26 protein-coding genes are annotated in these 24,536 nt (G+C 67.7%); 18 read left to right on the top strand and 8 right to left on the bottom strand.

Going from position 1 to position 24,536, the window contains the following annotated elements; all coding sequences use genetic code 11:
• Positions 1-3: 3 nt before the first annotated feature.
• Both ACFWZ4_RS09695 and ACFWZ4_RS09700 read right to left on the bottom strand, forming a co-directional pair.
• A complete protein-coding gene (locus tag ACFWZ4_RS09695) occupies positions 4-495 on the bottom strand; it encodes a Mut7-C RNAse domain-containing protein (protein WP_439704482.1) in 492 nt (163 codons plus the stop codon).
• 66 nt (positions 496-561) lie between these two features.
• A complete protein-coding gene (locus ACFWZ4_RS09700) occupies positions 562-1,029 on the bottom strand; it encodes an NUDIX domain-containing protein (protein ID WP_439704483.1) in 468 nt (155 codons plus the stop codon).
• An 86-nt stretch (positions 1,030-1,115) separates the two neighbouring features.
• On the opposite strand from ACFWZ4_RS09700, the gene ACFWZ4_RS09705 reads away from it, so the two are divergent.
• From ACFWZ4_RS09705 to radA, 5 genes are all read left to right on the top strand, one after another.
• Positions 1,116-1,382, top strand: coding sequence for a DksA/TraR family C4-type zinc finger protein (locus ACFWZ4_RS09705; RefSeq protein ID WP_231324655.1), 267 nt, complete (start codon positions 1,116-1,118; stop codon positions 1,380-1,382).
• 118 nt (positions 1,383-1,500) lie between these two features.
• Positions 1,501-2,361 carry an aldo/keto reductase gene (locus ACFWZ4_RS09710; protein WP_439704484.1) on the top strand — a complete coding sequence of 287 codons (861 nt, stop codon included), beginning with the start codon at positions 1,501-1,503 and terminating at the stop codon, positions 2,359-2,361.
• Positions 2,362-2,574: 213 nt separating this feature from the next.
• A complete protein-coding gene (locus ACFWZ4_RS09715) occupies positions 2,575-3,969 on the top strand; it encodes a replicative DNA helicase (protein ID WP_231324659.1) in 1,395 nt (464 codons plus the stop codon).
• 162 nt (positions 3,970-4,131) lie between these two features.
• Entirely contained in the window at positions 4,132-5,220 is a 1,089-nt protein-coding gene (alr, locus tag ACFWZ4_RS09720) for an alanine racemase (RefSeq protein ID WP_439704485.1), read from the top strand.
• A gap of 169 nt (positions 5,221-5,389) precedes the next feature.
• Positions 5,390-6,781, top strand: coding sequence for a DNA repair protein RadA (gene radA / locus ACFWZ4_RS09725; protein ID WP_439704486.1), 1,392 nt, complete (start codon positions 5,390-5,392; stop codon positions 6,779-6,781).
• Positions 6,782-6,858: 77 nt separating this feature from the next.
• Here radA and ACFWZ4_RS09730 read toward each other — a convergent pair whose 3' ends face one another.
• Positions 6,859-7,677 (bottom strand): cytochrome C assembly family protein, encoded by an 819-nt coding sequence (locus ACFWZ4_RS09730; protein ID WP_439704487.1) that lies wholly within the window; start codon positions 7,675-7,677, stop codon positions 6,859-6,861.
• 188 nt (positions 7,678-7,865) lie between these two features.
• Between ACFWZ4_RS09730 and ffh the strand changes: the two genes are divergently transcribed.
• From ffh to rplS, 5 genes are all read left to right on the top strand, one after another.
• Positions 7,866-9,248 carry a signal recognition particle protein gene (ffh, locus tag ACFWZ4_RS09735; protein WP_439704488.1) on the top strand — a complete coding sequence of 461 codons (1,383 nt, stop codon included), beginning with the start codon at positions 7,866-7,868 and terminating at the stop codon, positions 9,246-9,248.
• 155 nt (positions 9,249-9,403) lie between these two features.
• Positions 9,404-9,661 (top strand): 30S ribosomal protein S16, encoded by a 258-nt coding sequence (gene rpsP / locus ACFWZ4_RS09740; protein ID WP_439704489.1) that lies wholly within the window; start codon positions 9,404-9,406, stop codon positions 9,659-9,661.
• Position 9,662: 1 nt separating this feature from the next.
• The gene (rimM, locus tag ACFWZ4_RS09745) at positions 9,663-10,178 is read left to right on the top strand and encodes a ribosome maturation factor RimM (protein ID WP_439704490.1); all 516 of its coding nucleotides are present in this window, start codon (positions 9,663-9,665) and stop codon (positions 10,176-10,178) included.
• 16 nt (positions 10,179-10,194) lie between these two features.
• Positions 10,195-10,977 carry a tRNA (guanosine(37)-N1)-methyltransferase TrmD gene (trmD, locus tag ACFWZ4_RS09750; protein WP_439704491.1) on the top strand — a complete coding sequence of 261 codons (783 nt, stop codon included), beginning with the start codon at positions 10,195-10,197 and terminating at the stop codon, positions 10,975-10,977.
• Between the two features lie 25 nt (positions 10,978-11,002).
• Positions 11,003-11,398: a 50S ribosomal protein L19 gene (rplS, locus tag ACFWZ4_RS09755; RefSeq protein ID WP_209621135.1), complete on the top strand. Its 396-nt coding sequence runs from the start codon at positions 11,003-11,005 to the stop codon at positions 11,396-11,398.
• Between the two features lie 159 nt (positions 11,399-11,557).
• Here the strand turns inward: rplS and ACFWZ4_RS09760 are convergent, their stop codons facing one another.
• Entirely contained in the window at positions 11,558-13,597 is a 2,040-nt protein-coding gene (locus ACFWZ4_RS09760) for an EAL domain-containing protein (RefSeq protein ID WP_439704492.1), read from the bottom strand.
• 176 nt (positions 13,598-13,773) lie between these two features.
• Positions 13,774-14,784, bottom strand: coding sequence for an EF-P beta-lysylation protein EpmB (gene epmB / locus ACFWZ4_RS09765; RefSeq protein ID WP_439704493.1), 1,011 nt, complete (start codon positions 14,782-14,784; stop codon positions 13,774-13,776).
• Between the two features lie 86 nt (positions 14,785-14,870).
• On the opposite strand from epmB, the gene efp reads away from it, so the two are divergent.
• From efp to folE2, 7 genes are all read left to right on the top strand, one after another.
• Entirely contained in the window at positions 14,871-15,440 is a 570-nt protein-coding gene (gene efp, locus ACFWZ4_RS09770; RefSeq protein WP_231324677.1) for an elongation factor P, read from the top strand.
• A 77-nt stretch (positions 15,441-15,517) separates the two neighbouring features.
• Positions 15,518-16,849 (top strand): TRZ/ATZ family hydrolase, encoded by a 1,332-nt coding sequence (locus tag ACFWZ4_RS09775; RefSeq protein WP_439704494.1) that lies wholly within the window; start codon positions 15,518-15,520, stop codon positions 16,847-16,849.
• A 9-nt stretch (positions 16,850-16,858) separates the two neighbouring features.
• Positions 16,859-17,113 carry a YciI family protein gene (locus ACFWZ4_RS09780; protein ID WP_439704495.1) on the top strand — a complete coding sequence of 85 codons (255 nt, stop codon included), beginning with the start codon at positions 16,859-16,861 and terminating at the stop codon, positions 17,111-17,113.
• A gap of 44 nt (positions 17,114-17,157) precedes the next feature.
• Complete coding sequence (gene ubiG / locus ACFWZ4_RS09785) at positions 17,158-17,871, top strand: bifunctional 2-polyprenyl-6-hydroxyphenol methylase/3-demethylubiquinol 3-O-methyltransferase UbiG (protein WP_439704496.1); 714 nt, start codon at positions 17,158-17,160, stop codon at positions 17,869-17,871.
• Positions 17,868-18,548: a phosphoglycolate phosphatase gene (gene gph, locus ACFWZ4_RS09790; protein WP_439704497.1), complete on the top strand. Its 681-nt coding sequence runs from the start codon at positions 17,868-17,870 to the stop codon at positions 18,546-18,548. The genes ubiG and gph overlap by 4 nt, the downstream gene beginning before the upstream one ends.
• Positions 18,548-19,396 (top strand): squalene/phytoene synthase family protein, encoded by an 849-nt coding sequence (locus tag ACFWZ4_RS09795; protein ID WP_439704498.1) that lies wholly within the window; start codon positions 18,548-18,550, stop codon positions 19,394-19,396. The genes gph and ACFWZ4_RS09795 overlap by 1 nt, the downstream gene beginning before the upstream one ends.
• A gap of 121 nt (positions 19,397-19,517) precedes the next feature.
• Complete coding sequence (gene folE2, locus ACFWZ4_RS09800; protein WP_439704499.1) at positions 19,518-20,465, top strand: GTP cyclohydrolase FolE2; 948 nt, start codon at positions 19,518-19,520, stop codon at positions 20,463-20,465.
• Between the two features lie 110 nt (positions 20,466-20,575).
• On the opposite strand, the gene yidD is transcribed toward folE2, so the two are convergent.
• Complete coding sequence (yidD, locus tag ACFWZ4_RS09805) at positions 20,576-20,827, bottom strand: membrane protein insertion efficiency factor YidD (RefSeq protein ID WP_439704610.1); 252 nt, start codon at positions 20,825-20,827, stop codon at positions 20,576-20,578.
• 123 nt (positions 20,828-20,950) lie between these two features.
• Here yidD and dksA point away from each other — a divergent pair, with 123 nt between their 5' ends.
• Positions 20,951-22,192: an RNA polymerase-binding protein DksA gene (gene dksA, locus ACFWZ4_RS09810; protein WP_439704500.1), complete on the top strand. Its 1,242-nt coding sequence runs from the start codon at positions 20,951-20,953 to the stop codon at positions 22,190-22,192.
• Between the two features lie 284 nt (positions 22,193-22,476).
• Here dksA and ACFWZ4_RS09815 read toward each other — a convergent pair whose 3' ends face one another.
• Together ACFWZ4_RS09815 and cysS are read right to left on the bottom strand one after the other, a co-directional pair.
• Complete coding sequence (locus tag ACFWZ4_RS09815; protein WP_439704501.1) at positions 22,477-22,917, bottom strand: SufE family protein; 441 nt, start codon at positions 22,915-22,917, stop codon at positions 22,477-22,479.
• Positions 22,918-23,041: 124 nt separating this feature from the next.
• Complete coding sequence (cysS, locus tag ACFWZ4_RS09820) at positions 23,042-24,409, bottom strand: cysteine--tRNA ligase (RefSeq protein WP_439704502.1); 1,368 nt, start codon at positions 24,407-24,409, stop codon at positions 23,042-23,044.
• Between the last annotated feature and the right edge of the window lie 127 nt (positions 24,410-24,536).

Here is a 24,536-nt window from a genome sequence, read left to right on the forward strand (position 1 = left end):
CAGTCATTCCGGCCAGAAGCCGGCGCGCCACCGCTCCAGCCGCGCCTGCATGCGCCGCATGTGGCTGCCTGGCCAGTACACCCTGCCGCATGCAGGGCAGGCCTGGAACGGACCGGGAAGGTTGCGCGCCAGATGCGGTAGCTGCGCGCGTTCGTCCGGCGTGGCCTCCCGCAGCGGCGTGTTGTCGAGCAGGCAGCGGGTGAACGGCGCGCGGCTCCAGTCGATACCGAGCACCGTGGTCAGTTCCCTCGCCTGAGCGTCCAGTCCGTCGACCGTGAGCAGCGCAACGCGGATGCCTCTGCCCGCATGCGCGGCCAGGTGCCGGTCGCGAGTGACGAGAAGACGCGATTGCGCGCGGCAGGCATTCAGGACCGCGCGGTCCATGGCGCTGACCGGCGCCAGCCCCGTGTCGTAGCCGGCCGCCCGCAACCAGTGGGCCAGGTTGGCCAGCATGGCATCGCAGAACAGCGCGGGGATGTCTCCGGTGGCGGCCATCGATGTATTCAACCGATGCGACGGAGCATGGAGCGTGAGCGTGTCGCCGGTCTGCTTCGACGGCGTCTATCCGCCGTTCGCCAGATAAGCTTCCAGGCGATCGAGCAACGTTTCCTGGCTCGGCAGGATCCTGGCGCGCGCCTGCGCCAGCGCGAACCAGGCGACCCGGTCGATTTCGGGAAAACTGGCATGCTGGCCGCTGCGCGGCGGCCATTCCAGCTCGAACACGTTGCTGCGCAGCGCGACCGGATCGAATTCACCCTCGAGCGCGAAGGCCTCGACCCATTTGCCGCCGCGCTGGCGCAGGCGTCCCAGTGGATGCAAGGAGCCTACGGCGGGTACGCCGAGCTCTTCCTCGAACTCGCGGCGCGCGGCCGCCTCGGCCTCCTCGCCGGGCTGCAACTCGCCCTTGGGCAGCATCCAGGCACCCTCGTCGCGCCGGCGCCAGAACGGGCCACCCGGGTGCGCGAGCAATACCTGCGGACCGTCCTCGTGCAGGCGGTACATCAGGATGCCGGCGCTGGTGATGGGCATGCGTCCTCCTGTAGCGGTGGTGCAACGGTCGCGTTCACGCCAGTCACGGTAACATCCGGATTCCCCGACGATTCCCGGAGACCGCCATGGCGATCGGTTGGGCCGGCGACGGCGCCGTGCAGGATCAGATCGACGCGACCGTGAAGGACGCGATCAAACGAGCGCGCAGCAAGCTGCCGCAGGGCCCGAGCCTGGACCACTGCGAAGAGTGCGATGCGCCGATTCCCGAGGCGCGGCGCAAGGCCGTCCCCGGGGTGCGATTGTGCGTGGCCTGCCAGGAGGCGCAGGACAAGGCGCAGCGCACGACCAGTGGCTACAACCGCCGCGGCAGCAAGGACAGTCAGTTGCGCTAGTACGTCCGGCCTTCCCGGCGGCGGCCGGATGAGCTCGCGTCCAGCATGCCGGGACGGACTGCTTGCCTCGTCGTCGCATGACCCCATGAAAGGTTTCCACGTACGAAGGAGCCTCGCCATGCACCATCCCGACGCTGCGGCCGCCGGCCAGTTCCAGGTTGGCGGCGATATCCCGGTCAACCGCCTGGGCTTTGGCGCCATGCGCGTCACCGGCAAGGGCATCTGGGGTGAGCCCGCGGATCCCGAAGGCGCCCGCGCCACCCTGCGGGCCTTGCCGGAACTGGGCGTCAACCTCATCGATACCGCGGACAGCTATGGTCCCGAGGTCAGCGAGGATCTGATCCGCGAGGTGCTGTATCCGTACCCGGGCATGCTGATCGCCACCAAGGGCGGCCTGACCCGCCACGGACCGGATATCTGGGCGCCGCTGGGGCGGCCGGAGTACCTGCGCCAATGCGTGCTGATGAGTCTGCGTCGGTTGGGCGTGGAGCGCATCGACCTGTGGCAGCTGCATCGCATCGATGCCAAGGTGCCGCGCGAGGAGCAGTTCGAAGTCATCGCACAAATGCGCAAGGAGGGCTTGATCCGCCATGTGGGCCTGAGCGAGGTCGGTGTGGAGGAGATCGAGGCGGCACGCCGCCACTTCCCCGTCGCCACCGTGCAGAACCTCTACAACCTGGCCAACCGCAAGAGCGAAGCGGTGCTGGAGCATTGCCAGGCGCAGGGAATTGGCTTCATTCCTTGGTATCCGCTGGCCGCCGGCGACCTTGCCGCGCCCGACTCGGTGCTGAGCCGCATCGCGCAGCGCCTGGGCGCCAGCAACGGACAGGTCGCGCTGGCCTGGCTGCTCAAGCGCTCGCCGGTGATGCTGCCGATCCCGGGGACGTCGAAGGTGGGGCACCTGAGGGAGAACGTGGGAGCGGCGCAGTTGGAGTTGTCGGACGACGATTACCGGGCGCTGGAAGCCGCCGCGCGTTGATGCTCCTTGGAGGGGAGCCCATTCGCACCCTGGCGCTCCTTGAAGGGGCGGGTCGGAAGGGCTTCCCCCGGGCCTTCGACCCCTTTATCCACGGCTCCCCACAACTTATCCACAGACTTATTGTCTCGTCGGCTGAGAGCCTGCCGCGTATCCTCTCCCCTCGTGTCCGTCGCCACCGCCGGCGATGCGGCTGCCTGCGAGGAACCCGAGCCCATGTCCTTTGTCCCCGAGCGCAAGAGCGGCCATTCCGCCGTCGAAGCGCTGCGTGTGCCACCGCACTCCATCGACGCCGAGCAGGCGGTGCTGGGCGGCCTGATGCTCGCGCCCGACGCGCTGGACAAGGTCGCCGACCGGCTGGGGGAGGGCGATTTCTACCGCAAGGACCACCGCCTGATCTGGCGCGCGATCAACGAACTGGCCAACAAGGGCATGCCCTGCGATGCGGTGACGCTGGGCGACTGGTTCGAGGCCAACGAACTGGCCGAGATGGTCGGCGGCGCGAGCTACCTGATCGAACTGGCCAACGCCACGCCCAGCGCCGCCAACATCGGCGCCTACGCGGACATCGTGCGCGAGAAGTCCGTGCTGCGGCAGCTGATCGACGCCGGCACCGGCATTACCGAAGACGGCTACCGGCCGGAAGGGAAGAGCGTGCAGGAAGTGCTGGAGAGCGCCGAGCAGGCGGTCTTCAAGATCGCCGAATCGGGCGCGCGCGGCAAGAAGGACTCGGTGTCCATGCGCGACGCGGTCAAGGACGCCTTCCGCCTGCTCACCGAGCGCTACGAGAACCGTGGCCAGCTGACTGGCATCTCCACCGGCTTCAACGACCTGGACGAGCTCACCTCCGGCCTGCAGCCGTCGGACCTGATCATCGTCGCGGCGCGCCCCTCGATGGGCAAGACCGCGTTCTCGGTGAACATCGCCGAGGCTGCCGCGCTGCGCGGCAAAAAAGCGGTGGTGATCTTCTCGATGGAAATGTCCGCCTCGCAGCTGGCTCTGCGACTGATCTCCTCGATCGGCCGCATCCACGCCCAGCACCTGCGCAACGGTGACCTGTCCGAGGAAGACTGGCCGCGCGTGACCAACGCCATCGCGATCCTTTCCGAGGCCAAGATCTTCATCGACGACACGCCCGGCCTCTCGCCGGTGGAGCTACGCTCGCGCGCGCGCCGCCTGCATCGCGAGCACGGTGGCCTGGGCCTGATCGTGATCGACTACCTGCAGCTGATGCAGGTGCCCGGGAACAAGGAGAACCGCGCCACGGAGATTTCAGAAATCTCCCGTTCACTCAAGGGCCTCGCCAAGGAGTTGAACGTGCCGGTGATCGCCCTGTCGCAGTTGAACCGCTCGCTGGAACAGCGCGCCGACAAGCGCCCGATGATGTCCGACCTGCGCGAGTCGGGCGCCATCGAGCAGGACGCGGACGTGATCATGTTCATCTACCGCGACGAGTACTACAACAAGGAATCAGCGGACAAAGGCCTGGCCGAAATCATCATCGGCAAACAGCGAAACGGTCCGACCGACACGGTGAAGCTGACCTTCCTGGGCCACTACACCAAGTTCGAGAACTACGCGGCCGATTCGTTCGTGGGATCGTTCGATTGAAAGCCGTGAATCGGGATTCGGGATTCGGGATTCGCAAGCGCCGTCCGCTCCTGGCTCCCTCTCCCTCGGGCGACGCCCTGGGGGAGAGGATTGGGGAGAGGGAAGTCCTTTGCTTTCGCTTTTCATCCAATCCCTGATCCCGAATCCTGAATCGCCGCACCCATGAGCCGCACCACCACCGCCACCATTCACCTTGGCGCCCTGCGCCACAACCTCGCCCGCATCAAGGCGATGGCCGCGCCGGCGCGCGTCATGGCGGTGGTCAAGGCCGACGCCTACGGCCATGGGCTGGAGCGTGTCGCGCGTGCACTGGATAGCGAGGCCGAATGCTTCGCGGTGGCCGCGCTGGGCGATGGCCTGCGCCTGCGCGCGGCCGGTCATCGCCAGCGCATCGTGGTGCTGTCAGGGCCCGACCAGCCCGGTGACATCGCCGAGATGCAACGCCTGCAACTGGATGCAGCGATCCACCATGAAGCGCAGTTGCACTGGCTGGCCGAGGCCCGCCCGGGACGTGGCCGACTGCGCGTGTGGCTGAAGATCGACAGCGGCATGCACCGCCTCGGTTTCGCCCCCGAGCGCGTGGCCGGCGTGCATGCGCGGTTGGCGGCGATGCCCGGACTGGACCCGGAGATCGGTCTGCTCAGTCATTTCTCCGATTCCGAAGTTTTCGATGGCGCACAAACCCGCGCGCAAATCGAGCGCTTCGCCGACACCACCCGCGGCCTCGATGGCCCACGTTCGCTCTCCAACTCCGCCGCGGTGCTCGGCTGGCCGGAGGCGCGCGCCGACTGGGTGCGTACCGGTGGGCTGCTCTACGGGCTGTCGGTCGTCGATGGCAAGAGCGGCGCGGACTTCGGCTTCCGTCCGGCGATGACGCTGGCCACGCGGTTGATCGCCATCAACCGCGTCGGCCAAGGCGAATCGATCGGCTACAACGGCACCTGGACCTGTCCGGAGGACATGCCCGTCGGCGTCGCTGCCGTCGGCTACGGGGACGGCTATCCACGCAGCGCCGCCAGCGGCACGCCCGTGCTGGTCGGCGACACCCGCGTGCCGTTGATCGGCCGCGTCTCGATGGACCTCATCACGCTCGACCTGCGCGACGCGCCGCAGGCGAAGGTCGGCGATCGCGTCACCTTGTGGGGTGACGACCTGCCTGTGGAAACCATCGCCCGCCACGCCGGCACGATCAGCTACGACCTCACCTGCGGCATGACCCGTCGCGTGCTGTTCGTCGAGGACGAGAACTGATCCGCGCGAGGTAATTCCTTGTAAGGGTGCACCTGTGCGAGGCGCCATGTGCGGGTCATCCCGCGCGGTCGCGCACAGGTGCGCTCCTACAGGCGAATCCGGCGCCCGCTGTCTCGCTCCATGCGAGGGCTGCGGGCTAAGCTCCCCTCTTCGACTACCGGAACACCTCATGGCCAAAGCCAAGACCGCCTACGTCTGCACCGATTGCGGCGCCGAGCATTCCAAATGGCAGGGCCAGTGCATCGAATGTGGCGTGTGGAACACGCTGAGCGAGGTCGTGCTGGCGCCCGCGTCGACGGCGAAGGCCTCGGTCGGCGCGCAGCGCTCCAGCTATGCCGGCAACGCGGCCGGGGCGGCCAAGGTCACCCCGCTCACGGCGGTGGCGCTGACCACCGAGGCGCGCACGCACACGGGCATCGGTGAGCTCGACCGCGTGCTGGGCGGGGGCCTGGTACAGGGTTCGGTGGTGCTGATCGGTGGCGACCCGGGCATCGGCAAGTCCACGCTGCTGCTGCAGATGCTGGGCACGCTGGGCGCGCACCTGGCGAGCGTGTATGTCACCGGCGAGGAGTCGCTCTCGCAGGTCGCGGCCCGCGCGCAGCGCCTGGGGTTGCCACTGGAGCCGCTGCAGGCGCTGGCCGAGACCTGCATCGAGCGCATCCTCGAACAGGCGATCGCCACGCGACCCCATGTGCTGGTAATCGATTCGATCCAGACCATCTGGACCGAGCTGCTCACCGCGGCACCAGGCTCGGTCAGCCAGGTGCGCGAGTCGGCCGCCAAGCTGACGCGCTTCGCCAAGGAAACCGGCACGTCCGTGTTCCTGGTCGGCCATGTCACCAAGGAGGGCGGCATTGCCGGTCCGCGCGTGCTCGAACACATGGTCGACGCGGTGCTGTATTTCGAGGGCGAGTCGGGCAGCCGCTTCCGCGTGCTGCGCGCGTTCAAGAACCGCTTCGGCGCGGTCAACGAGCTGGGCGTGTTCGCGATGTCCGACAAGGGCCTGCGCGAGGTGCCCAACCCTTCGGCGATCTTCCTTTCCGCGCATTCGGGGCCGACATCCGGCAGCGCCGTGATGGTTACTCGCGAGGGCACACGTCCGTTGCTTGTCGAAGTGCAGGCATTGGTCGACCAGAGCTCGCTTGGCAATCCGCGCCGCGTGGCACTTGGCCTGGAACAGAACCGGCTCGCCATGCTGCTGGCGGTGCTGCATCGCCACGGCGGCGTGGCGGCGTATGACCAGGACGTGTTCGTCAACGTGGTCGGCGGCATCCGCGTGCAGGAAACGGCGGCGGACCTACCGGTGCTGCTGGCAGTGCTTTCCTCGCTGCGCGACCGCCCATTGCCGGACAAGACGATCGCATTCGGCGAAGTGGGCCTCTCCGGGGAGATCCGCCCGGTCCCCAACGGCGAGGAACGCCTGAAGGAAGCGGCCACACACGGCTTTCGCCGCGCCATCGTGCCCAAGGCCAATGCGCCCAAGAAGGGCAAGGTCGGCGAGATGGAGGTCATCGGTGTGGAGCGCTTGTCCCAGGCCATCGACGCCTGCCGCGACGCCTGACCTGACGTGGGTGGGCTTCGGCCCACCGGCTCCAATGCGGGAAAGCACTGGGCTAAAGCCTGGACTACGCCAACGGCCTACAGCTGCGGCACCGGCCGATGCAGGATCAGCTCCAGCACGAACTTCGAGCCGAAGAACGCCAGTACCAGCACGGCCATGCCGATCAGCGTGAGGTTGACCGCGCGACGCCCGCGCCAGCCGAACCGCCAACGCCCGTAAAGCAGCACGCCGAATACCAGCCAAGCGATGATCGACAGCACCGTCTTGTGAACCAGGTGCTGACCAAACAGGTTGCCCACGAACAGTGCGCCGGTCACCAGCGTGAGCGTCAGCAAGGCGAAACCGGCGGCGATCACGCGGAACAGCAGTGTCTCGGTCAGCGTCAGCGGCGGCAGTGCGCGAAGCCAGGGCCCGAACTGCCGATGGCGCAGGCCGCGTTCCTGCACCGCCAGGCCCAGCGCCAGCACCGCTGCAATGGACAGCAGGCTGAAGGCCACCAGCGCGACGGTCACATGCAGCTTGATCTGCCAGTCCATCGCCACCGGCATGGTCGGCGGAGCGAGGAAACTGTCGACCGCCAGCAGCACCGCTGCCAGCGGGAAGACCACCACGCCCAATGCAGCGACCGGCCGGCTCAGGTTGACGAACAGGGTGAGCGCGGACACGACGCAGGCCACGAGCGACAACGCCGCAAAAAAATGCAGATCCAGTGCTCCCCGATGCATGCCCAGCAACACGCCGGCGTGTGCCAGCACCGCGAGCATCGCCACCGCCAGGGCAGGGCGCTGCCAAGCCGTCGACGGCTTCGTCGCCCCGTGCCCGAACAGCGGCCAGGCGAGCAGGCCGGACGCAAGCAGGTAGAAGGCGACGGCGGTGAGCGAAAGGGCGGGCAGCATGGGCGGCAAGTGTCGCATAGGGCTTTGGTGCGGTGAACGCCCGCCTGGCATGGGCCGATTCCGCGTGTCCGGCCCACCTCGACGCCACCTCGATCACGACATCGCCCCGGAATCGAGGCGCGTTAAGGGCCGCCGACGGAGCCCTCTGATATATTGGCCCGCTTGTTCCTGCCGATGCCGTCCCCGCCATGTTCGAGTCGCTGAGCCAACGCCTCTCCACCACCGTCAACCGCCTGCGCGGCCGCGGCCGGCTGACCGAGGAAAACATCCGCGAATCCTTGCGCGAGGTGCGCATCGCCCTGCTCGAGGCCGACGTCGCGCTGCCGGTGGTGCAGGCGCTGATCGAGCGGGTCAAGGTGCGCGCGGTCGGGCAGGAAGTGCTCAAGAGCCTTTCTCCCGGCCAGGCGCTGGTGAAGGTGGTCAGCGACGAGCTGACCAAGGTAATGGGTACGGCCAACGCCGAGCTCAGCCTTGCCCAGCAGCCGCCTGCGGTAGTGCTGATGGCCGGCCTGCAGGGTGCCGGCAAGACCACCACGGTGGCCAAGCTCGCCCGTTTCCTCACCGAGCGCAAGAAAAAGAAGGTGATGGTGGTCAGCTGCGACGTCTATCGTCCGGCCGCCATCGAGCAGTTGCGCACGCTGGCCGAGCAGGTCGGCGTGAAGTTCTTCCCGTCCGAGGCGGGGCAGAACCCGGTCGACATCGCCAAGGCCGCGATCGCCGCGGCCCGCCGCGAGGTGGTCGACGTGCTGCTGGTCGACACTGCCGGCCGCCTGCACATCGACGAGGCGATGATGGGCGAGATCAAGGCGCTGCATGCCGCGATCACGCCGGTCGAAACCCTGTTCGTGGTCGATTCGATGACCGGCCAGGACGCGGCCACCACCGCCAAGGCGTTCAGCGAGGCGCTGCCGCTGACCGGCGTGGTGCTGACCAAGACCGACGGCGATGCCCGTGGCGGCGCCGCGCTGTCGGTGCGCTACATCACCGGGCGGCCGATCAAGTTCCTGGGCGCCGGCGAGAAGACCGACGCGCTGGAACCCTTCCACCCCGATCGCGTGGCGCAGCGCATCCTTGGCATGGGCGACGTGCTTTCGCTGGTCGAGGAAGTCGAGCGCAAGGTCGACCAGGAAAAGGCGCAGCAGCTCGCCCAGAAGGTGATGAAGGGCAAGCGCTTCGACCTCAACGACATGCGCGACCAGCTCGAGCAGATGAACAACATGGGCGGCCTGGCCGGCCTGATGGACAAGCTGCCGGGCGTGGCCAACCTGCCTGACAACGTGAAGTCGAAGGTCAACGACAACGAGATCAAGCGCATGGTCGCGATCATCGGCTCGATGACCAAGAAGGAACGCCGCCACCCCGACCTGCTCAACGGCTCGCGCCGTGCCCGCGTGGCGCGCGGCTCGGGCACCCAGCCGGCCGACGTCAACCGCCTGCTCAAGCAGTACATGCAGATGGAAAAGATGATGTCCAAGCTCTCCAAGGGAGGCACCAAGGGCCTGCTGCGGCAAATGCGCGGGGCCATGAAGGGCATGGGCGGGATGGGCGGCGGCTTCCCGCCGATGCGCTGAGCCTTGTCCAAGCCGGGGCCGGGGGCGGTACGCCCGATGGCTACGGCATCGCCAAGGTCTTCCCTTTTACCGAAAATCCACTAAAATGCCGCGTTTACCGCGCGCGGATCCCGTGCGTGCTGCCGGCGCTGCCGGCACCTCTGGAGCTTTTACTTATGGTCAAGATTCGTCTTTCGCGCGGCGGCGCCAAGGGCCGTCCCTTCTACCACGTCGTTGTCACCGACCAGCGCAACAAGCGCGACGGTCGCAGCATCGAGAACGTGGGCTTCTACAACCCGGTCGCGTCCGGCAAGGACAAGCGCCTGGAGCTCAACGTCGAGCGCGTCAACGAGTGGATGGGCAAGGGAGCCCAGCTGAGCGACAAGGTTGCCGCCCTGCTGAAGGAAGCGGGCAAGCAGCAGGCTGCCGCCTAAGGTGGCCGCAGCCAGTCGGCGCGTCCTGGTCGGACGCATCGTCGGGCTCTACGGTGTGCAAGGCTGGCTCAAGATCGAATCCTGGACCGAGCCGCGCACGCAGATCTTCAAGTACCAGCCCTGGCTGCTCGAAACGGCGCCGGGCGAGGTAAAGGAGGTCGCCGGAATCACGGGACGTCCGCAGGGCAAGGGGCTGATCTGCCACCTGCCCGGCGTGGATGAACGCGACGCCGCGACGGCACTGGTGGGGCAGGACATCCACGTCTCCCGCGAGCTGCTGCCGCCTCCGGCGAAGGATGAGTATTACTGGGTCGACCTCGAGGGTCTGGAGGTCGTCACCACCGAAGGCGTGGCGCTGGGACGGGTGACTCACCTGTTCGCTACCGGCGCCAACGACGTGGTGGTGGTAAGGGATGGCGCGCGCGAGCGGCTGATTCCCTTCGTCCAGGGGACTTACGTGCGTTCGGTGGATCTTTCCGGCGGGCGCATGGTGGTGGACTGGGATCCGGAGTTCTAGCAAGGCGAGGGATCCGATGCGCATCGATGTCGTCACGCTGTTTCCCGACTTCATGCGCCAGTGCGCCGCCATCGGTGTCGTGGGACGCGCGCAGCAACGCCAGTTGCTGCGGGTGGAAACCTGGAACCCGCGCGACTACGCCACCGACAACTACCGCACCGTGGACGGCCGCACCTGTGGTGGCGGACCCGGGATGGTGATGCTGATCGAGCCCTTGCGGGCGGCCATGAAGGCCATGCGCGAGGCGGCGCCGGAACCGGCGCACGTGATCTACCTCAGTCCGCAGGGAGCGCGGCTGACGCAGGGCAGGGTGGAAGCGCTGGCGAAATTGCCGCGCATCGCCTTGCTCTGCGGGCGTTACGAGGGTGTGGACGAACGCCTGCTGGCGCACGAGGTCGACGAGGAGCTCTCCATCGGCGATTATGTGCTGTCCGGGGGCGAGTTGGGCGCCGCGGTGGTCATCGACGCGGTCGGCCGGTTGCAGGAGGGCGCGTTGAACGACGCGCAATCCGCCGAGCAGGATTCGTTCTCGAACGGGTTGCTCGACTGTCCTCACTACGCGAAGCCGGTGCATGACGCACTGGGTGACGTGCCGGAGGTGCTGCTCTCCGGCGACCACGCGGCGATCCGCCGCTGGCGCCTGAAGCAGTCGCTGGGACGGACCTGGCTGCGAAGGCCCGACCTTTTGGCGCAATGCGCGCTGGACAAGACGTCCCGTGCATTGCTTGAAGAATTCCGCCGCGAGCATGCTCGGCAAGAGCAGCAACGGCACGACGAAGCGGCCGTCAAGCCGCAGTAATTGCAAATTTCAATCAGGTGTTGCCATGAACAAGATCATCGAACAGTTCGAAGCCGAGCAGATCACCCGCCAGCTGCCGGAATTCGGCCCTGGCGACACCGTGGTGGTCAACGTCAAGGTGAAGGAAGGCAACCGCGAACGCGTGCAGGCCTTCGAGGGCATCGTCATCGCCAAGCGCAGCCGCGGCCTGCATTCGGCCTTCACCGTGCGCAAGATCTCGCACGGCACCGGCGTGGAGCGCGTGTTCCAGGCGCACAGTCCGGCCATCGATTCGGTGCAGGTCAAGCGCAAGGGCAAGGTGCGCGGCGCCAAGCTGTACTTCCTGCGTGGCCTGGAAGGCAAGGCTGCCCGCATCAAGGAAGACATCGCCGCCGTGTCGGCCGCCAAGGCTGCCGCGAAGGCCGCTGCTGCCGCCGAGTAAGCGACGACTCGCTGTTTTACGAGAAAGCCCCGCGGAGCGATCCGCGGGGCTTTCGTTTTTGCGCGGCCAGAAGGCTTGTCCCCTTGTCGGAGCGCACCCGGTGCGCGGCCGCCAGGCCCGCGGTCGCACAGGGCGCGCCCTACCGGCCAACCTGGCCGCCTACATCAGCCGCTGCGGCTCCTGCAGGAAGTTGCCCTGCACGAAATCCACGCCGCAGGCGAACAGCAGCGAGGTGCTGGTCGCGTCCTCGACCCACTCGGCCACGGTCAGTCGCTTCGACTCGTGGGCCTGCACGCAGATCTCCCCGATCTTCTTCTGGTTCTCGGGATGTTGCGGCAACTGGTTCATGTAGGTGCGGTCGATCTTCAGGTAGTCCGCATCGATGTGGGTCAACAGCTGGAACGAGTTCAGGCCCGAGCCGAACTGTTCCAGCGCGAACCGCCCGCCCATCTTCTTCCAGCGGGTGATGAACTCCTGCGCCGGGCGCAGCAGCGTCACCACCTTGCTCTCGGTCATCTCCAGCACGATCTGGCCCTGGCGCAGCGCAGCGCGCTTGAGCCGGTCTTCCAGCCAGGGCAGGAACGTGGCGTCCTGCATCGATTGCGCCGTGAGCTTGACGAAGAACGTTGTCTGCACGCCCTGGCCGTCGCGAGCCTTTAGCATCTCGATGGCGCGGTTGAGCACCCAGCGATCGATCGCCGGCGTCAGGGCATGCTTCTCGGCGATCGGCATGAAGAAGCCGGGCAGGACCTCGCCCTGCGGCCCGTTCATGCGCAGCAGCACCTCGGAGTACTCGCCCTCGGCGTCCTGCAAACTGATCGTGTGCTGGTGGTAGAGCACGAAGTTGTCCTGCTCCAGCGCCTGCTTGAGCAGCTGCAGCCAGTAGCGCTCGCGCTCCTCCTCGGCCTTCTCGCGTGCGGCCGGGTCGTGCAGTTCGCTGCGCCCGCCGCCCTGGCTGTGCGCGTTGCGCAGCGCCTGGCTGGCCTGGTTGAGCAGCAGTTCGGCATTGGCGTTCTTCTCGCCCAGCAGGCTGCCGCCGATGCTCGCGGTGACCGTGATCGAGCGGGTTCCCGCGTCGAAGATGTCGCTGGCAACGGCCTGCAGCACGCCGTCGATCCATTGCTTGATCGCCTCGTCGCTGCGCGAGTCCAGCATCACGCCGATGGTGTGCTCGGCCAGCAGGCCAGCCATGTCGGTCTCGCTCAGCAAGGCGCTGATGCGGCCCGCGAACGCGGCGAGCAGCTCATCGGCCTGGCCCAGGCCGATGCCGGCCACGATGGTCTGCCAGTTGTCCGGTTCGATCAGGAGCAGCGTCTGGCCCTTCTTGCCCTTGGCCGCGGCGGCAACCGACTCGTCGATGTACTCGAGCGTGCGGGCTCGATTGAACAGGCCGGTCACCGCATCGCGCTGCAATTGCTCGATCAGCGCCGGGTCGACCTGCTGGCGGCGGAACACGATCTGCAGGCAAGGTTCGCCCTCGAACGTGGCGCCGGCGAATTCGACCGTGGCTTTGAAAGTGCTGGCATCGGCGCGACGGGCCTGCAGCTCGACCTGGTTGGGTGCCTTCTCCTTGCGCGAGTGGGCGCGCAGGAGATTCTTGAAGGCTTCGGCGTCGGCCGTGCCGATCATGTCCAGCACGGGCAGGCCGAGCAGGTCGTCGAAGTCCTCGTAGCCGAAGGTTTCCAGATAGGCACGGTTGGCGCGAACGTGCATGCCTTCGTGCACGTAGGCGATGGGATCGGTGGAGGAGTCGAGCAGGGCGTCGCAGCGGCGCTCGGATTCGCGCAGCGCGGCCTCCAGCAAGCGCACCTGGCGCCGCGTATGCAATGCCTCGAACTCGCGCTGCAGTACCGCGATCAGCTGCTTGGGCTGGGTACGCAGCGCGGTTCCGCGCACGCCGCCGGCGAACATCTCGGCCACGCTCTGGGTGTCGAGCTGGTTGACCAGCGCCAGCAGCGCGACGTCGCGGCCATGCGCGTCGAGCAGATGGGCCACCTCGCGCAGCTCCATGCCCGCGGCCGGGTCGAACAGCACGATATCCGGCTCCAGCTCGTCCAGCGCCGCCTGCACCTGGTCGGTCTGGGTCGCCCGGGCCGGACGCACCGCGATGCCCGCGTTGCGCAACAGGCTGATGATCTGTTCGGCGTCCTCGACCGATTTCTCGACGAAGAGGATCTTGATGACGGAGTCTTTTTTCATTGAGCCCTGGCGGCTTCCCCTGGATCGGCTGGGTCGCTGGCGCCCCTCGCCGCGACCGGAAGGGCGAGCGGTTCCAGCCGCTCACCCTCATCCCCGGTTTGTAACGGATTCGCTCACATAGCGCCAGCGGCAAGTCGCACAAAGGCAACGCCCGCCTCATCTGGCGGCGTATCCGGTTACAGCGGGCGTTTGGACGCGTCCCCGGCGACTTCGCGTACCAGCCGCGGTACCAGATAGCCGGGCAGGCGCTGGCGCAACGCCTCGACCAGGCCCAAGGCCCGCGCGTCATCCACCTCGAAGTGGGCGGCGCCCTGCACGCGGTCAAGCTGATGCAGGTAGTAGGGAAGCACACCCGCGCCGAACAGGCGCTCTGACAGCATCGCCAGGGTGCCCGCGTCGTCGTTGATCCCGCGCAGCAGTACCGACTGGTTGAGCAGGGTGGCGCCGGCCTGGCGCAGGGCGGCGCAGGCGGCGTCCACGGTCGGGTCGAACTCGTTGGCGTGGTTGGCGTGCAGCACGATGACCTTCTGCAGCGGCAAGGCGCCCAGCCACGCCAGGAAGGGGGCGTCGATGCGCTCGGGCAGCACCACGGGCAGGCGCGTATGGATGCGCAGGCGGGTGACCTGGGGCAGGTCGGCCAGGCCGCGCCCGAGTTCCTCCAGCTTGGAGGTGGACAAGGCGAGCGGGTCGCCACCGGACAGGATCAGTTCGCTGATCGACGGGTCGGCCTGAAGGTGCGCCAGCGCTTGCCGCCACTGCCCGGCAGCGGCGATCTCCTCGCCATAGGGGAAATGCCGGCGGAAGCAGTAACGGCAGTTCACCGCGCAGCTGCCGCTGGCGATCAGCAAGGCGCGACCGTGATACTTGTGCAGCACGCCCTGCGCCTCCCGTGCGGCCAGATCCCCCACGGCGTCGACCACGAAACCGGGGACCTGCTCGAGCTCGGCCAGCTGCGGCAACACCTGCAGCAGCAGGGGGTCGCCGGGGTCGCCCCGGCGCATGCGCGACACGAATCCCCGCGGCACCCGCAGCGCGAAGCCGGCATCGGCCGGAGGCAGCCGATCGCTCAGGTGTGCGAGCCCTACGGCGGCAAGCAGCTCGCCCGCGTCGGTGATGGCATCACGCCACAGCTCGCGCCAGTCGGGCGCGGTCGGCGATAGGCGGGCGGCGGGGCTTGCGGTTATCATGGCGGGCCTTGAGGCGGGCCTGCGGCCCGTGCAAATACCTATCTTAGCCGCCGGAACGGCGGTGTTTACCTCTGGAGCAGAAGCGCATGGCGACCGCCGGTCTCAACGACGTCAAGAAGGGTATGAAGATCCTTCACAACAACGACCCGTGGGTCATCACCGACGCCGACTTCATCAAGCCCGGCAAGGGCCAGGCGTTCACCCGCATCTTCATCCGCAACCTGAAGACCGGGCGCACCACCGAACAGACGATGAAGTCGTCCGATTCGTTCGAAGTGGCCGACGTCAACGATACCGACATGCAGTACCTGTACTCCGACGGCGAGTTCTGGCACTTCATGCAGCAGGAAACCTTCGAGCAGCACCAGGCCACCAAGGCCGGCGTGGGCGATGCGGCGAAGTGGCTCAAGGGCGAGGAGGAGTGCGTGGTCACGCTGTTCAACGGCGAGATCATCACCGTGCAGCCGCCGAACTTCGTCGAGCTGAAGATCACCGAGACCGACCCGGGCGTCCGTGGCGACACCTCCGGCGGCGGCGGCAAGCCGGCCACGCTCGAGACCGGTGCCGTGGTGCGCGTGCCGCTGTTCGTGGGCACCGACGAGGTGATCAAGGTCGACACCCGCACCGGCGAATACGTCAGCCGCGTCGGCAAGTAAGCGCCGGCAGCAGCAAACCGACGGCACGGCAGCGCAGGCGCCGTGCCGTTTTCGTTCCACCGCTACACGAGACCGCGATGACCGAAGCCACCACCGAGATCGACCTGCTCATCGAAGCCCGCTGGGTGGTTCCCGTGGAGCCGCACGCCGTGGTGCTGGAAAACCATGCGGTGGCGATCGACGGCGGCCAGATCAAGGCGATCATGCCGATCGCCCAGGCGCGCGGGCTCTACGCGCCGCGGGAGCGGGCGGAGCTGCCCGAGCACGCGCTGATCCCCGGCCTGGTCAACAGCCACACGCACAACCCGATGACGCTGCTGCGCGGCCTGGCCGACGATCTGCCGCTGATGACCTGGCTGCAGCAGCACATCTGGCCGGCAGAAGCGAAGGTGATCGGGCCGGAGTTCGTGCGCGACGGCGTGGAACTGGCGGTGGCGGAGATGTTGCGCGGCGGCACCACCTGCGCCAACGAGAACTACTTCTTCCCCGACGTGATCGGCGCGACGTACCGGCGGCTCGGCTTCCGCGCCGTGGTCGGCCTGCCGGTGATCGAGTTCCCGACCACCTGGGCCAAGAGCCAGGACGAATACTTCGAGCGCGCGGGTGAGGTGCACGACAGCTTCCGCGGCGACGGCCTGGTCGGCACCGCATTCGCGCCGCACGCGCCCTACACCGTGTCCGACGAGAGTTTCGAGCGCATCCGCGTGCTGGCCGACCAGCTCGACATCCCGGTCCACCTGCACCTGCACGAGACGGCCCACGAAGTCGAGGAAGAGAAGAAGAAATCCGGCCTGCGTCCGTTCCAGCGCCTGCAGAAGCTCGGCCTGGTCAACGACCGCCTGATCGCGGTGCACATGACCCAGGTGACGGATGGCGAAATCGCCGCCTGTGCCGATGCCGGCGTGTCGGTGGTGCATTGCCCCGAGTCCAACCTCAAGCTGGCCTCCGGCTTCTGCCCGGCGGAGAAGCTGCGCCGGGCCGGCGTCAACGTGGCGATCGGCACTGACGGTTGCGCCTCCAACAACGACCTGGACATGATCGGCGAACTGCGCACCGCGGCAATCCTGGCCAAGGCCGTCGCTTCGGATGCCGCGGCATTCGACGCCGCCTTCGCGCTGCGCGCGGCTACGCTCAACGGTGCCAGGGCGATGGGCCTGGAGAGCCGCATCGGCTCGATCGAGCCGGGCAAACAGGCCGACCTCGCCGCCGTGCGGCTGAGCGACATCGAGACGCAACCGCTGTTCCACGTGGCCTCGCAACTGGCCTACGCGGCCGGTCGGCACCAGGTGACTGACGTGTGGATCGCCGGTCGCCGCAAGCTGGCAGCGCGTGAGCTGGTCGACCTCGACCCGGCGGCGATCCTGGCCAAGGCGCACGCGTGGCGCGAGCGCATTGTCGCGTTCTCGTAAGGAAGTCCCATGAATCTCTATCTCGTCATGGTCATGCGCCGTCCGCAGTTCGACCCTGCGGTGGTGCCGGCGCACCAGCGTTTCCTGGACGAACTGCGCGCGGAGGATCGCGTCGAGCGGTCGGGCCCGTTCGGCGACAAGTCCGGCGGCGCCTATCTGCTACGCGCGGCAGGCTTGGAGGAGGCGCGCACGATCGCCCATCGCGACCCGACCCACGTCAGCGGCGGTTGGGACGTCACGGTGTACGAATGGCAGGCCGGTTAGCCATCCGCTCCTTCGAAAAGCCCGCGTTTGCAAGGACTGTTTCCATGACCGAAACCACCACCACCAACGTCAGCCCCGACGAGATCGCCCGCTTCGACAAGCTGGCCGCGCGCTGGTGGGACCCGGACGGCGAATCGCGCCCGCTGCATGACCTCAATCCCGTGCGCGCCGCCTACGTTGCCGCCCGCGTGGACCTGCGCGGCGCGAAGGTGGCCGACGTTGGTTGCGGCGGCGGCCTGCTCAGCGAGGCGCTGGCGCGCGAGGGCGCGCAGGTGACCGGCATCGACCTCGGCGGGAAGGTGATCGAGGTGGCGAAGCTGCACCTGTTCGAGTCGGAGCTGGAGGTCGACTACCGCGTGCAGTCGTCCGCAGCCCTGGCCGCCAGCGAACCGGACAGCTTCGACGCGGTCTGCTGCATGGAGCTGATCGAGCACGTACCCGATCCGGAATCGCTGGTGACCGATCTGGCCGCGATGCTCAAGCCGGGCGCACGCCTGTTCATGTCCACGCTCAATCGCACGCCGGCCGCCTTCGGCGCGGCGATCCTCGGCGCCGAGTACGTGATGCGCCTGCTGCCGCGCGGCACCCATCACTACGCACAGTTCCTGAAGCCCTCCGAGCTCGGCCGCCTGCTGCGCCATGCCGGGCTGGAGCTGGAAGATGTATCCGGCCTGGCCTACAACCCGATCACGCGCAAGGCATCGTTGAGCCGCATCACCTCGGTCAACTACCTGTTGTGCGCGCGCAAGCCGGCATGAAGTCGTTCCCGTCAACGCTCGAGGGCGTGCTGTTCGATCTCGACGGCACGCTGCTCGACAGCGCCCCCGATCTTTACGCCGCATTGAAGCGACAGTGCGAGGAAGAGGGCGTTCCGGTGCCGCCCTATGCGCCGGTGCGCGAGGTGGTTTCGCGGGGCGCCAAGGCGGTGTTGCGCTGCGCCTTCGGCCATCTGGGCGAGCCCGCGGTGGAGGCGCGCGTGGAGCGCTACCTGGCGCTGTACGAAGAAGCCATGGGCACGGCAACGCACCCGTTCGAGGGCATCGAACCCATGCTCGCCCAGCTGGAGGCGGCCGGCGTGCGCTGGGGCATCGTCACCAACAAGGCCGGCTTCCTCACCGAAGAGCTGCTCAAGCGCATCGGCTGGGACGGCCGCGCCGCGGCAGTGGTCAGCGGCGACACTCTGCCGGTGAAAAAGCCCGACCCGGCCCCCGTGCGCCTGGCCTGCGAGCGCGCCGGCATCGATCCAGCCCGCAGCCTGTTTGTCGGCGACGACCGCCGCGACGTCATGGCCGGAGCGGCCGCCGGCTTGTATACCGTCGCGGTGGCCTGGGGTTACCTCGACGGCGGCGATCCGCGCGAATGGGATGCCGACGCCGTGCTCGATACGCCCGCCCAGTTCGCCCACTGGCTGCGCCGCGGCCAGGCGGTGGCGTGATGGACGCAGGCCACGATGCACTGCAAAGCTATGTAAACAAGTGGCTGGCCGCGCAGCCGGCGCAGCGCGTGGCGCTCGCGTTCGTCGATCCCGCGCGCCACGCCGGCCACATCGCCCTTGCCGCGCTTGAGCAGGAACTGCTTGCCGCCGCCTACGGCATCCGCGAGCCGCACGTGGCCGCCACCAAACTCAACTGGTGGGCGGAGGAGCTGGCCGGGGCCGCGGAAAGCGGCGGCCGTCACCCACTGACCCAGGTGCTGTTCGACGACGAACGCACCAGCCGCATCGACAGCGAGCGCTGGCTGGCGCCGGTGCTGGCGGCCATGGCCCAACTGGAAGAGGGCACTGCGGCCGACTTCAGCGCCCAGCTGGCGGCCGCCTCGCAATTGCACGGCGCACTGGCCGCGCTCGAGACCGCCTGGTGGTTCGGCGAGTCGGCTTCGCCCGAGCGCGCCGCGCGGGTGGCCGCGATCGCTCACCTGCTGCACGCACTGCGCCGGCTGGATGATGATGCCGAACGCGACCGTCTGCCGCTGCCGATGACGTCGCTGGCCCGCCATGGCCTCCGCCGCGACGAGCTGCGACGTGCGGGCCCAGCGCGCAACGCGGCCGTGCGCGATCAGCTGGAGGAGCTTATGACCGCCTGGCGCGAGGCGGCGCTGTTGGCCGGCCCACTCAGCGTGTTCCGCGCCGTCGAATCGCATGCGGGCGAACGCCTGGCCCGGCGCGCGGCCGGCGCCGCCGAGCCGCTGCAGGTCCTGCAGCACGCGGGTCCGCCCGGCGGCCTGGCGACGACCCTGGCGGCCTGGCAGGCCGCGCGGCGCTGGCGCCGCGGGAATGCCGCTTGACCAAACCGGGTGGAAGTGGCCGGGCACTCAACACAGTGTTTCCGCAGCATGCCTGTTGCCCCCGCGCGCGCTGCCCCAAAATAGAAAGCCGCACGGCCCCCGCCTGCCGCAAGGACATCCCATGCACAGCCACGAAAACACCGCCCGCCTGTTGCCCGACGTCGCTGTCCAGGCACAGCCGCACCTGGCCGGGGCGCTGGACTGGGTGGGCATGGACGGTATCGAGGTGCCGGTGCGCTTCGATGCCGGCGACGGCAATGTGGAGCGCGCCAGTGCGCAGGTGGGCGCGTTCGTCAACCTGACCCGGCCGGACAAGCGTGGCATCCACATGTCGCGGCTCTACCTGCTGGTCGACCGGCACCTCAGCGCCAAGCCGCTGGACGCGGCGATGATCGAAGCACTGCTGCAGGCGTTCCTCGAATCCCACAGGGATCTTTCCGACCGCGCCCGCATCAGCATCCGCTTCGACCATCTGGTGCGCCGGCAGGCCTTGCGCAGCGGCAACAGCGGCTGGCGCGCCTACCCGGTGTCGATCGAGGCGAGCCTGGGCGCCGACGGTTTCCAGCTCGAACTCGGCACCGAGGTGGTCTATTCCTCCACCTGCCCGGCATCCGCCGCGTTGTCGCGGCAGCTCATCCAGGAACAGTTCTCGCGCGATTTCGATGCCTCCAGGCCGGTCGACCATGCGGCGGTCATGGCATGGCTGGGCAGCGAACAGGGCATCGTCGCCACGCCGCATGCTCAGCGTAGCGTCGCGCGGCTGCTGGTGCGCCTGGCCGACGGTGTCGGCTTCGACCTGATCTCCACGCTCGATCGCGTCGAACAGGCGCTGGGCACGCCGGTGCAGACGGCGGTCAAGCGCGAGGACGAGCAGGCCTTCGCGCTGGCCAACGGCGGCAACCTGATGTTTTGCGAGGACGCTGCGAGGCGCATCCAGAAGGCGTTGGATGCCGACCCGCGCATCGCCGATTTCCACGTGCGGCTGGAACACCAGGAAAGCCTGCACCCCCACGACGCGGTGGCCTACGCCAGCAAGGGCGTGCCCGGCGGCTACGGCTCCGCCGCGTAATCGATTCCTTTCCCGCGTTCGGGAAAAGAACAGCGGGCCCTTTGCGCGCCGGTTGCCCTAATCCGCCACATCCGGACGACGCTCCCCGCACCGCCCGGCCATTCGTTACATCAGCGTTCCCCGTGGGAACGGCAGCGCGTCAAATGGAAATGTGCGGGAACCGGGTCTTCGCCGCCATCGCACAAGGGCTGGCAGCGAACGATTCGCCACAGCGCCAGCACGCTGCCACGCAGCGGACCGAAGCGCACGATGGCAATCCGTGCATAATCGGAACAACTGGGGTGGAAGCGGCAACGCTGACCCAGCAGGGGGCTCAACAAGCGTTTGTAGGCGCCAAGCAGGAGGAGCAGGAATCGGGTCACTTCGTTCACGCAGCCAGAACGGCTCGCGGCATGTAGTGCCTTGAAGTATTCCAGATGCCTGTTGATGGTGTAAGACGCATGGGCTATAACACCCGGCCGCCACGGCCAAAACGGTGAAGGGAAATGGCGAAAACGACGCGTAGTTCGACCGCCGCCAAGGCGCAGAAAGGGAAGACTGCGGGAAAGGCGAAAGAAGCCAGGACGACCAAGCCCAAGGTCGCCGCAGCCCGGGCCGGCAAGAGCGCTGCCACCGCCAGGAAGGCCGCGCCCGCCCGCAAGCCGGCCGCCAAACCGGCGTCGGCGAAGGAGCCCGTTGCGCGCAAGCCGGTCGCCGGCAAGGCAGCCGCGAAACCGGCGGCCAAGCCGGCCAGCAAGGCCGTGGCAAAGAAGACTCCGGCCAGGAAGGCGCCTGCCGCCAAGACAGCTGCCAAGAGCGCCGCTCGCAAGCCGGCTCCGGCGGTGAAGAAGGCCACGCCTGCCGTCAAGGCCAAGCCGGCCCCGAAGGTCGCGGCCAAAAAGCCCGTCAAGCCGCAGCCGAAGGCCACGCCGAAGAAGATGGCGAAGCCGGCGGTCAAGGCGGCCCCGAAGAAAGCGGCACCCACCAGGCCGGTGGCAAAGCCTGCCAAGAAAGCTGTCGCGAAACCGGCCAATGCGCAGCCGCCGTACAAGATCGTGAGCAAGCCCGCCGCAAAACCGGGTAAGCCATCATCGGTGCTACCGGCGACACCGGCGGTCGCGACCAAGCAAACATCTCCATCACCCGCCGTTGCGCCCATGAAGGGCAAAGTGGCGAGTGCCGTCGCCATGGTGACCCCACGCGTGGCCACGGCCACCGCCCGCCATACCCCACTCAAGAAACAGAAGACCCCGCAGTCCTCAATGAATAATTCCGCTACAACTCTCGACAATGGCGTGACCCGCGAGGATGGCCGTTACGCCCTGCCTTCCACCATCAACATCGACCTGCCCAAGGGTTACCGTCCCTCGAACGACGAGGAGTACATGAGCCCCAAGCATCTCGCCTACTTCCGCAACAAGTTGCGGGACTGGCGCGACCAGCTGGTCGAGGAATCGCGCCAGACGATGGAAAACCTGCGCGACGAAGTGCGCGACGTCGGCGACGAGGCCGAGCGTGCCACCCGCGAAACGGAAAACTCGCTCGAGCTGCGTACCCGCGACCGCTATCGCAAGCTGATCTCCAAGATCGACAAGGCGCTTCGCCGGATCGAGGAAGGTCGTTACGGCTATTGCGAAGAGACCGACGAGGAAATCGGCCTGGAGCGCCTGGACGCCCGCCCGATCGCCACGCTGTCGCTCGACGCGCAGGAGCGTCGCGAGCATCTGCAGAAGCAGATGGGCGACTGACGTCACCGATCCGATCGGACGAAGCCCCGCGCAATGCGGGGCTTCGTGTTTCAGGCAGGCCGAATTTCCCACAGGAGCGCAGCTGTGCGCGAGCGCAGGCGTCCCGGTCGCGCGCCCAAGGCGTGCTCCTACGGGAAGCTCGGCCTCAAGCCAGTAGCCCCGCTATCCGTCGACGCGATCGTCGTTTCGCGGGTATCTGCAGATGGTCGACAGGTCGGGCAGGCGGAATCCTTTGTAGGAGCGCATCTGCGCGACCGCCATGCATCCGGTCGCGCGAACGCGCTTTACGGGGAGTCTCCAGCCAGCGCTTGCGCCGCGTAACCCTTGAGCTTGGCCAGCATTGCCGTCAGGCCGTTGGAACGCGTCGGAGAGAGATGCTTGGCCAGGCCGATCGACTGCACGAACTCGGGCTCGGTCGCCAGGATCTCGGCGGCCGGCCGATCCGAGTACACGCGCAGCACCAGCGCGATCAATCCGGACACGATGGCCGAATCGCTGGTTGCGGTGAACTGCATTTTCCCGGCGTCGCCCTCGGGGACGAGCCACACCATCGACTGGCAGCCGTGCACTCGGTGCTCCTCGGTCTTGCACTCCTCCGGGAAGGGCGGCAGCTGTTTGCCCAGGTCGATCAGATACTGGTAGCGCTCGGACCAGTCGCTGAAGAAGGCGAATTCCTCGGCGATGTCCATCTGCGCCTGCGCGGCGCTGGGGGTGGTGGTGTTCATGCGGACATTATCGCGCAGCGCGACGCGACAGGCAGGGTCGCCTGCTGGAGTTCGCTTGAGCGCGATGCCCTGTCCCGGTTGGACGCCGAAGCATCGCCCGCAAGCGGACTCGTGCGAAGAGCGGCTAGCTTTTTGAGATGCTCCAGCGCGTGCCCTGCGCGCCGTCCTCGATCACCACGCCCATGGCGGTCAGTTCGTCGCGGATGGCGTCGGCGCGGACAAAGTCGCGCGCCGCGCGGGCAGTGCGGCGATCTTCGAGCAGGGCTTCGATACGGGACGCGTCGACCGCGTCGTCCCCGCGCCTGAACCAGGCTTCCGGATCCTCCTGCAGCAGGCCGAGCAGGGCACCGCCACCCAGCAGCGCGGCCTTGGCCCCGGCACTGGCGGACTGGCGTGCGGCGTCGGCAAGCAGCGCCAACTCGGCGAGCGCCTGCGGGGTGTTGAGGTCGTCGCACAGGGCGGCCTCCACCCGCGCGGGAACGGGCAACTCGCCCTCCACCGGCACGTGCGCCAGGTCGCGCAGCACCCGGTACCAGCCATCCAGCGTGCTTACCGCCTGCGCCAGCGCAGCATCGGACCAGTCCAGCGGCTGCCGGTAGTGACCGCGCAGCAGCAACAGGCGCAGCGCTTCAGGCGGATGACGCTTGAGCAGCTCGTGCACCAACAGCACGTTGCCCAGCGACTTGGACATCTTGCGCCCGTCGAAAGTAAGCATGCCGTTGTGCAGCCACCAGCGCGCGAACGCTTGGCCGCCGTGGGCGCAGGTGGACTGCGCGACTTCGTTCTCGTGGTGCGGGAACATGAGGTCCACGCCGCCGGCGTGAATGTCGATCGTCGTGCCCAGATGCGCCGCACTCATGGCCGAGCACTCGATGTGCCAACCCGGGCGGCCGCGACCCCAGGGACTGTCCCAGCCGGGAAGCTCGGGGGTGGATGGCTTCCACAGCACGAAATCTGCCGGGTTCTTCTTGTATGGCGCTATTTCCACGCGCGCGCCGGCAATCAACTCGTCGGTGTCGCGGCCGGAAAGCTGCCCGTAGGCCGCGTAGGTGTCCACGTCGAACAGCACGTGGCCGCCGGCCGCGTAGGCATGGCCCCCGGCGATCAACGCCTCGATCATCGCGATGATTTCGCCGATGTGTGCTGTCGCATGGGGCTCGATGTCCGGCGGAGCGATGCCCAGCGCGGCCATGTCCTGGCGGTAGGCGGCCGTGAAGCGGTCGGTGATCGTGCCGATGGGCGTGCCCTGGGCCAGCGCCGCGGCGTTGATCTTGTCGTCCACGTCGGTGATGTTGCGGGCGTAGACCACGCGCGGGTAGTTCCGACGCAGCAGCCGCACCAGCACGTCGAACACCACCGGTCCGCGCGCGTTGCCGATGTGCACGTAGTTGTAGACCGTCGGTCCGCACAGGTACATCGTCACCCGGTCCGGATCGAGCGGCACGAAGGGATCGGTGTGGCGGGTGAGGCTGTTGTAGAGCGTGATCGGCATCGGACGTGTCGCTGGCGCGGTCAAGCCGCGCATCTTAGCAGCCAGCCTTCAGCTCCCTCTCCCTTCGGATCGGGGGGCGAGGGCGGGCAAGCGGGTGCCCGGGATGGCCGGAAGCCCACCGATGCTG

This window comes from Frateuria sp. GZRe12 (genome assembly GCF_051900535.1).
Lineage (GTDB): Bacteria > Pseudomonadota > Gammaproteobacteria > Xanthomonadales > Rhodanobacteraceae > Frateuria_A.

Coding starts and splice junctions, on each gene's coding strand:
- ubiG (WP_439704496.1), top strand. CDS start 17,158: ATGACCGAAACCACCACCACCAACGTCAGCCCCGACGAGATCGCCCGC.
- gph (WP_439704497.1), top strand. CDS start 17,868: ATGAAGTCGTTCCCGTCAACGCTCGAGGGCGTGCTGTTCGATCTCGAC.
- epmB (WP_439704493.1), bottom strand. CDS start 14,784: ATGATAACCGCAAGCCCCGCCGCCCGCCTATCGCCGACCGCGCCCGAC.
- ACFWZ4_RS09700 (WP_439704483.1), bottom strand. CDS start 1,029: ATGCCCATCACCAGCGCCGGCATCCTGATGTACCGCCTGCACGAGGAC.
- efp (WP_231324677.1), top strand. CDS start 14,871: ATGGCGACCGCCGGTCTCAACGACGTCAAGAAGGGTATGAAGATCCTT.
- ACFWZ4_RS09715 (WP_231324659.1), top strand. CDS start 2,575: ATGTCCTTTGTCCCCGAGCGCAAGAGCGGCCATTCCGCCGTCGAAGCG.
- ACFWZ4_RS09780 (WP_439704495.1), top strand. CDS start 16,859: ATGAATCTCTATCTCGTCATGGTCATGCGCCGTCCGCAGTTCGACCCT.
- ACFWZ4_RS09815 (WP_439704501.1), bottom strand. CDS start 22,917: ATGAACACCACCACCCCCAGCGCCGCGCAGGCGCAGATGGACATCGCC.
- ACFWZ4_RS09795 (WP_439704498.1), top strand. CDS start 18,548: ATGGACGCAGGCCACGATGCACTGCAAAGCTATGTAAACAAGTGGCTG.
- ACFWZ4_RS09695 (WP_439704482.1), bottom strand. CDS start 495: ATGGCCGCCACCGGAGACATCCCCGCGCTGTTCTGCGATGCCATGCTG.
- rpsP (WP_439704489.1), top strand. CDS start 9,404: ATGGTCAAGATTCGTCTTTCGCGCGGCGGCGCCAAGGGCCGTCCCTTC.
- rplS (WP_209621135.1), top strand. CDS start 11,003: ATGAACAAGATCATCGAACAGTTCGAAGCCGAGCAGATCACCCGCCAG.
- ACFWZ4_RS09730 (WP_439704487.1), bottom strand. CDS start 7,677: ATGCTGCCCGCCCTTTCGCTCACCGCCGTCGCCTTCTACCTGCTTGCG.
- alr (WP_439704485.1), top strand. CDS start 4,132: ATGAGCCGCACCACCACCGCCACCATTCACCTTGGCGCCCTGCGCCAC.
- ACFWZ4_RS09775 (WP_439704494.1), top strand. CDS start 15,518: ATGACCGAAGCCACCACCGAGATCGACCTGCTCATCGAAGCCCGCTGG.
- radA (WP_439704486.1), top strand. CDS start 5,390: ATGGCCAAAGCCAAGACCGCCTACGTCTGCACCGATTGCGGCGCCGAG.
- trmD (WP_439704491.1), top strand. CDS start 10,195: ATGCGCATCGATGTCGTCACGCTGTTTCCCGACTTCATGCGCCAGTGC.
- ACFWZ4_RS09710 (WP_439704484.1), top strand. CDS start 1,501: ATGCACCATCCCGACGCTGCGGCCGCCGGCCAGTTCCAGGTTGGCGGC.
- cysS (WP_439704502.1), bottom strand. CDS start 24,409: ATGCCGATCACGCTCTACAACAGCCTCACCCGCCACACCGATCCCTTC.
- ffh (WP_439704488.1), top strand. CDS start 7,866: ATGTTCGAGTCGCTGAGCCAACGCCTCTCCACCACCGTCAACCGCCTG.
- ACFWZ4_RS09705 (WP_231324655.1), top strand. CDS start 1,116: ATGGCGATCGGTTGGGCCGGCGACGGCGCCGTGCAGGATCAGATCGAC.
- ACFWZ4_RS09760 (WP_439704492.1), bottom strand. CDS start 13,597: ATGAAAAAAGACTCCGTCATCAAGATCCTCTTCGTCGAGAAATCGGTC.
- dksA (WP_439704500.1), top strand. CDS start 20,951: ATGGCGAAAACGACGCGTAGTTCGACCGCCGCCAAGGCGCAGAAAGGG.
- folE2 (WP_439704499.1), top strand. CDS start 19,518: ATGCACAGCCACGAAAACACCGCCCGCCTGTTGCCCGACGTCGCTGTC.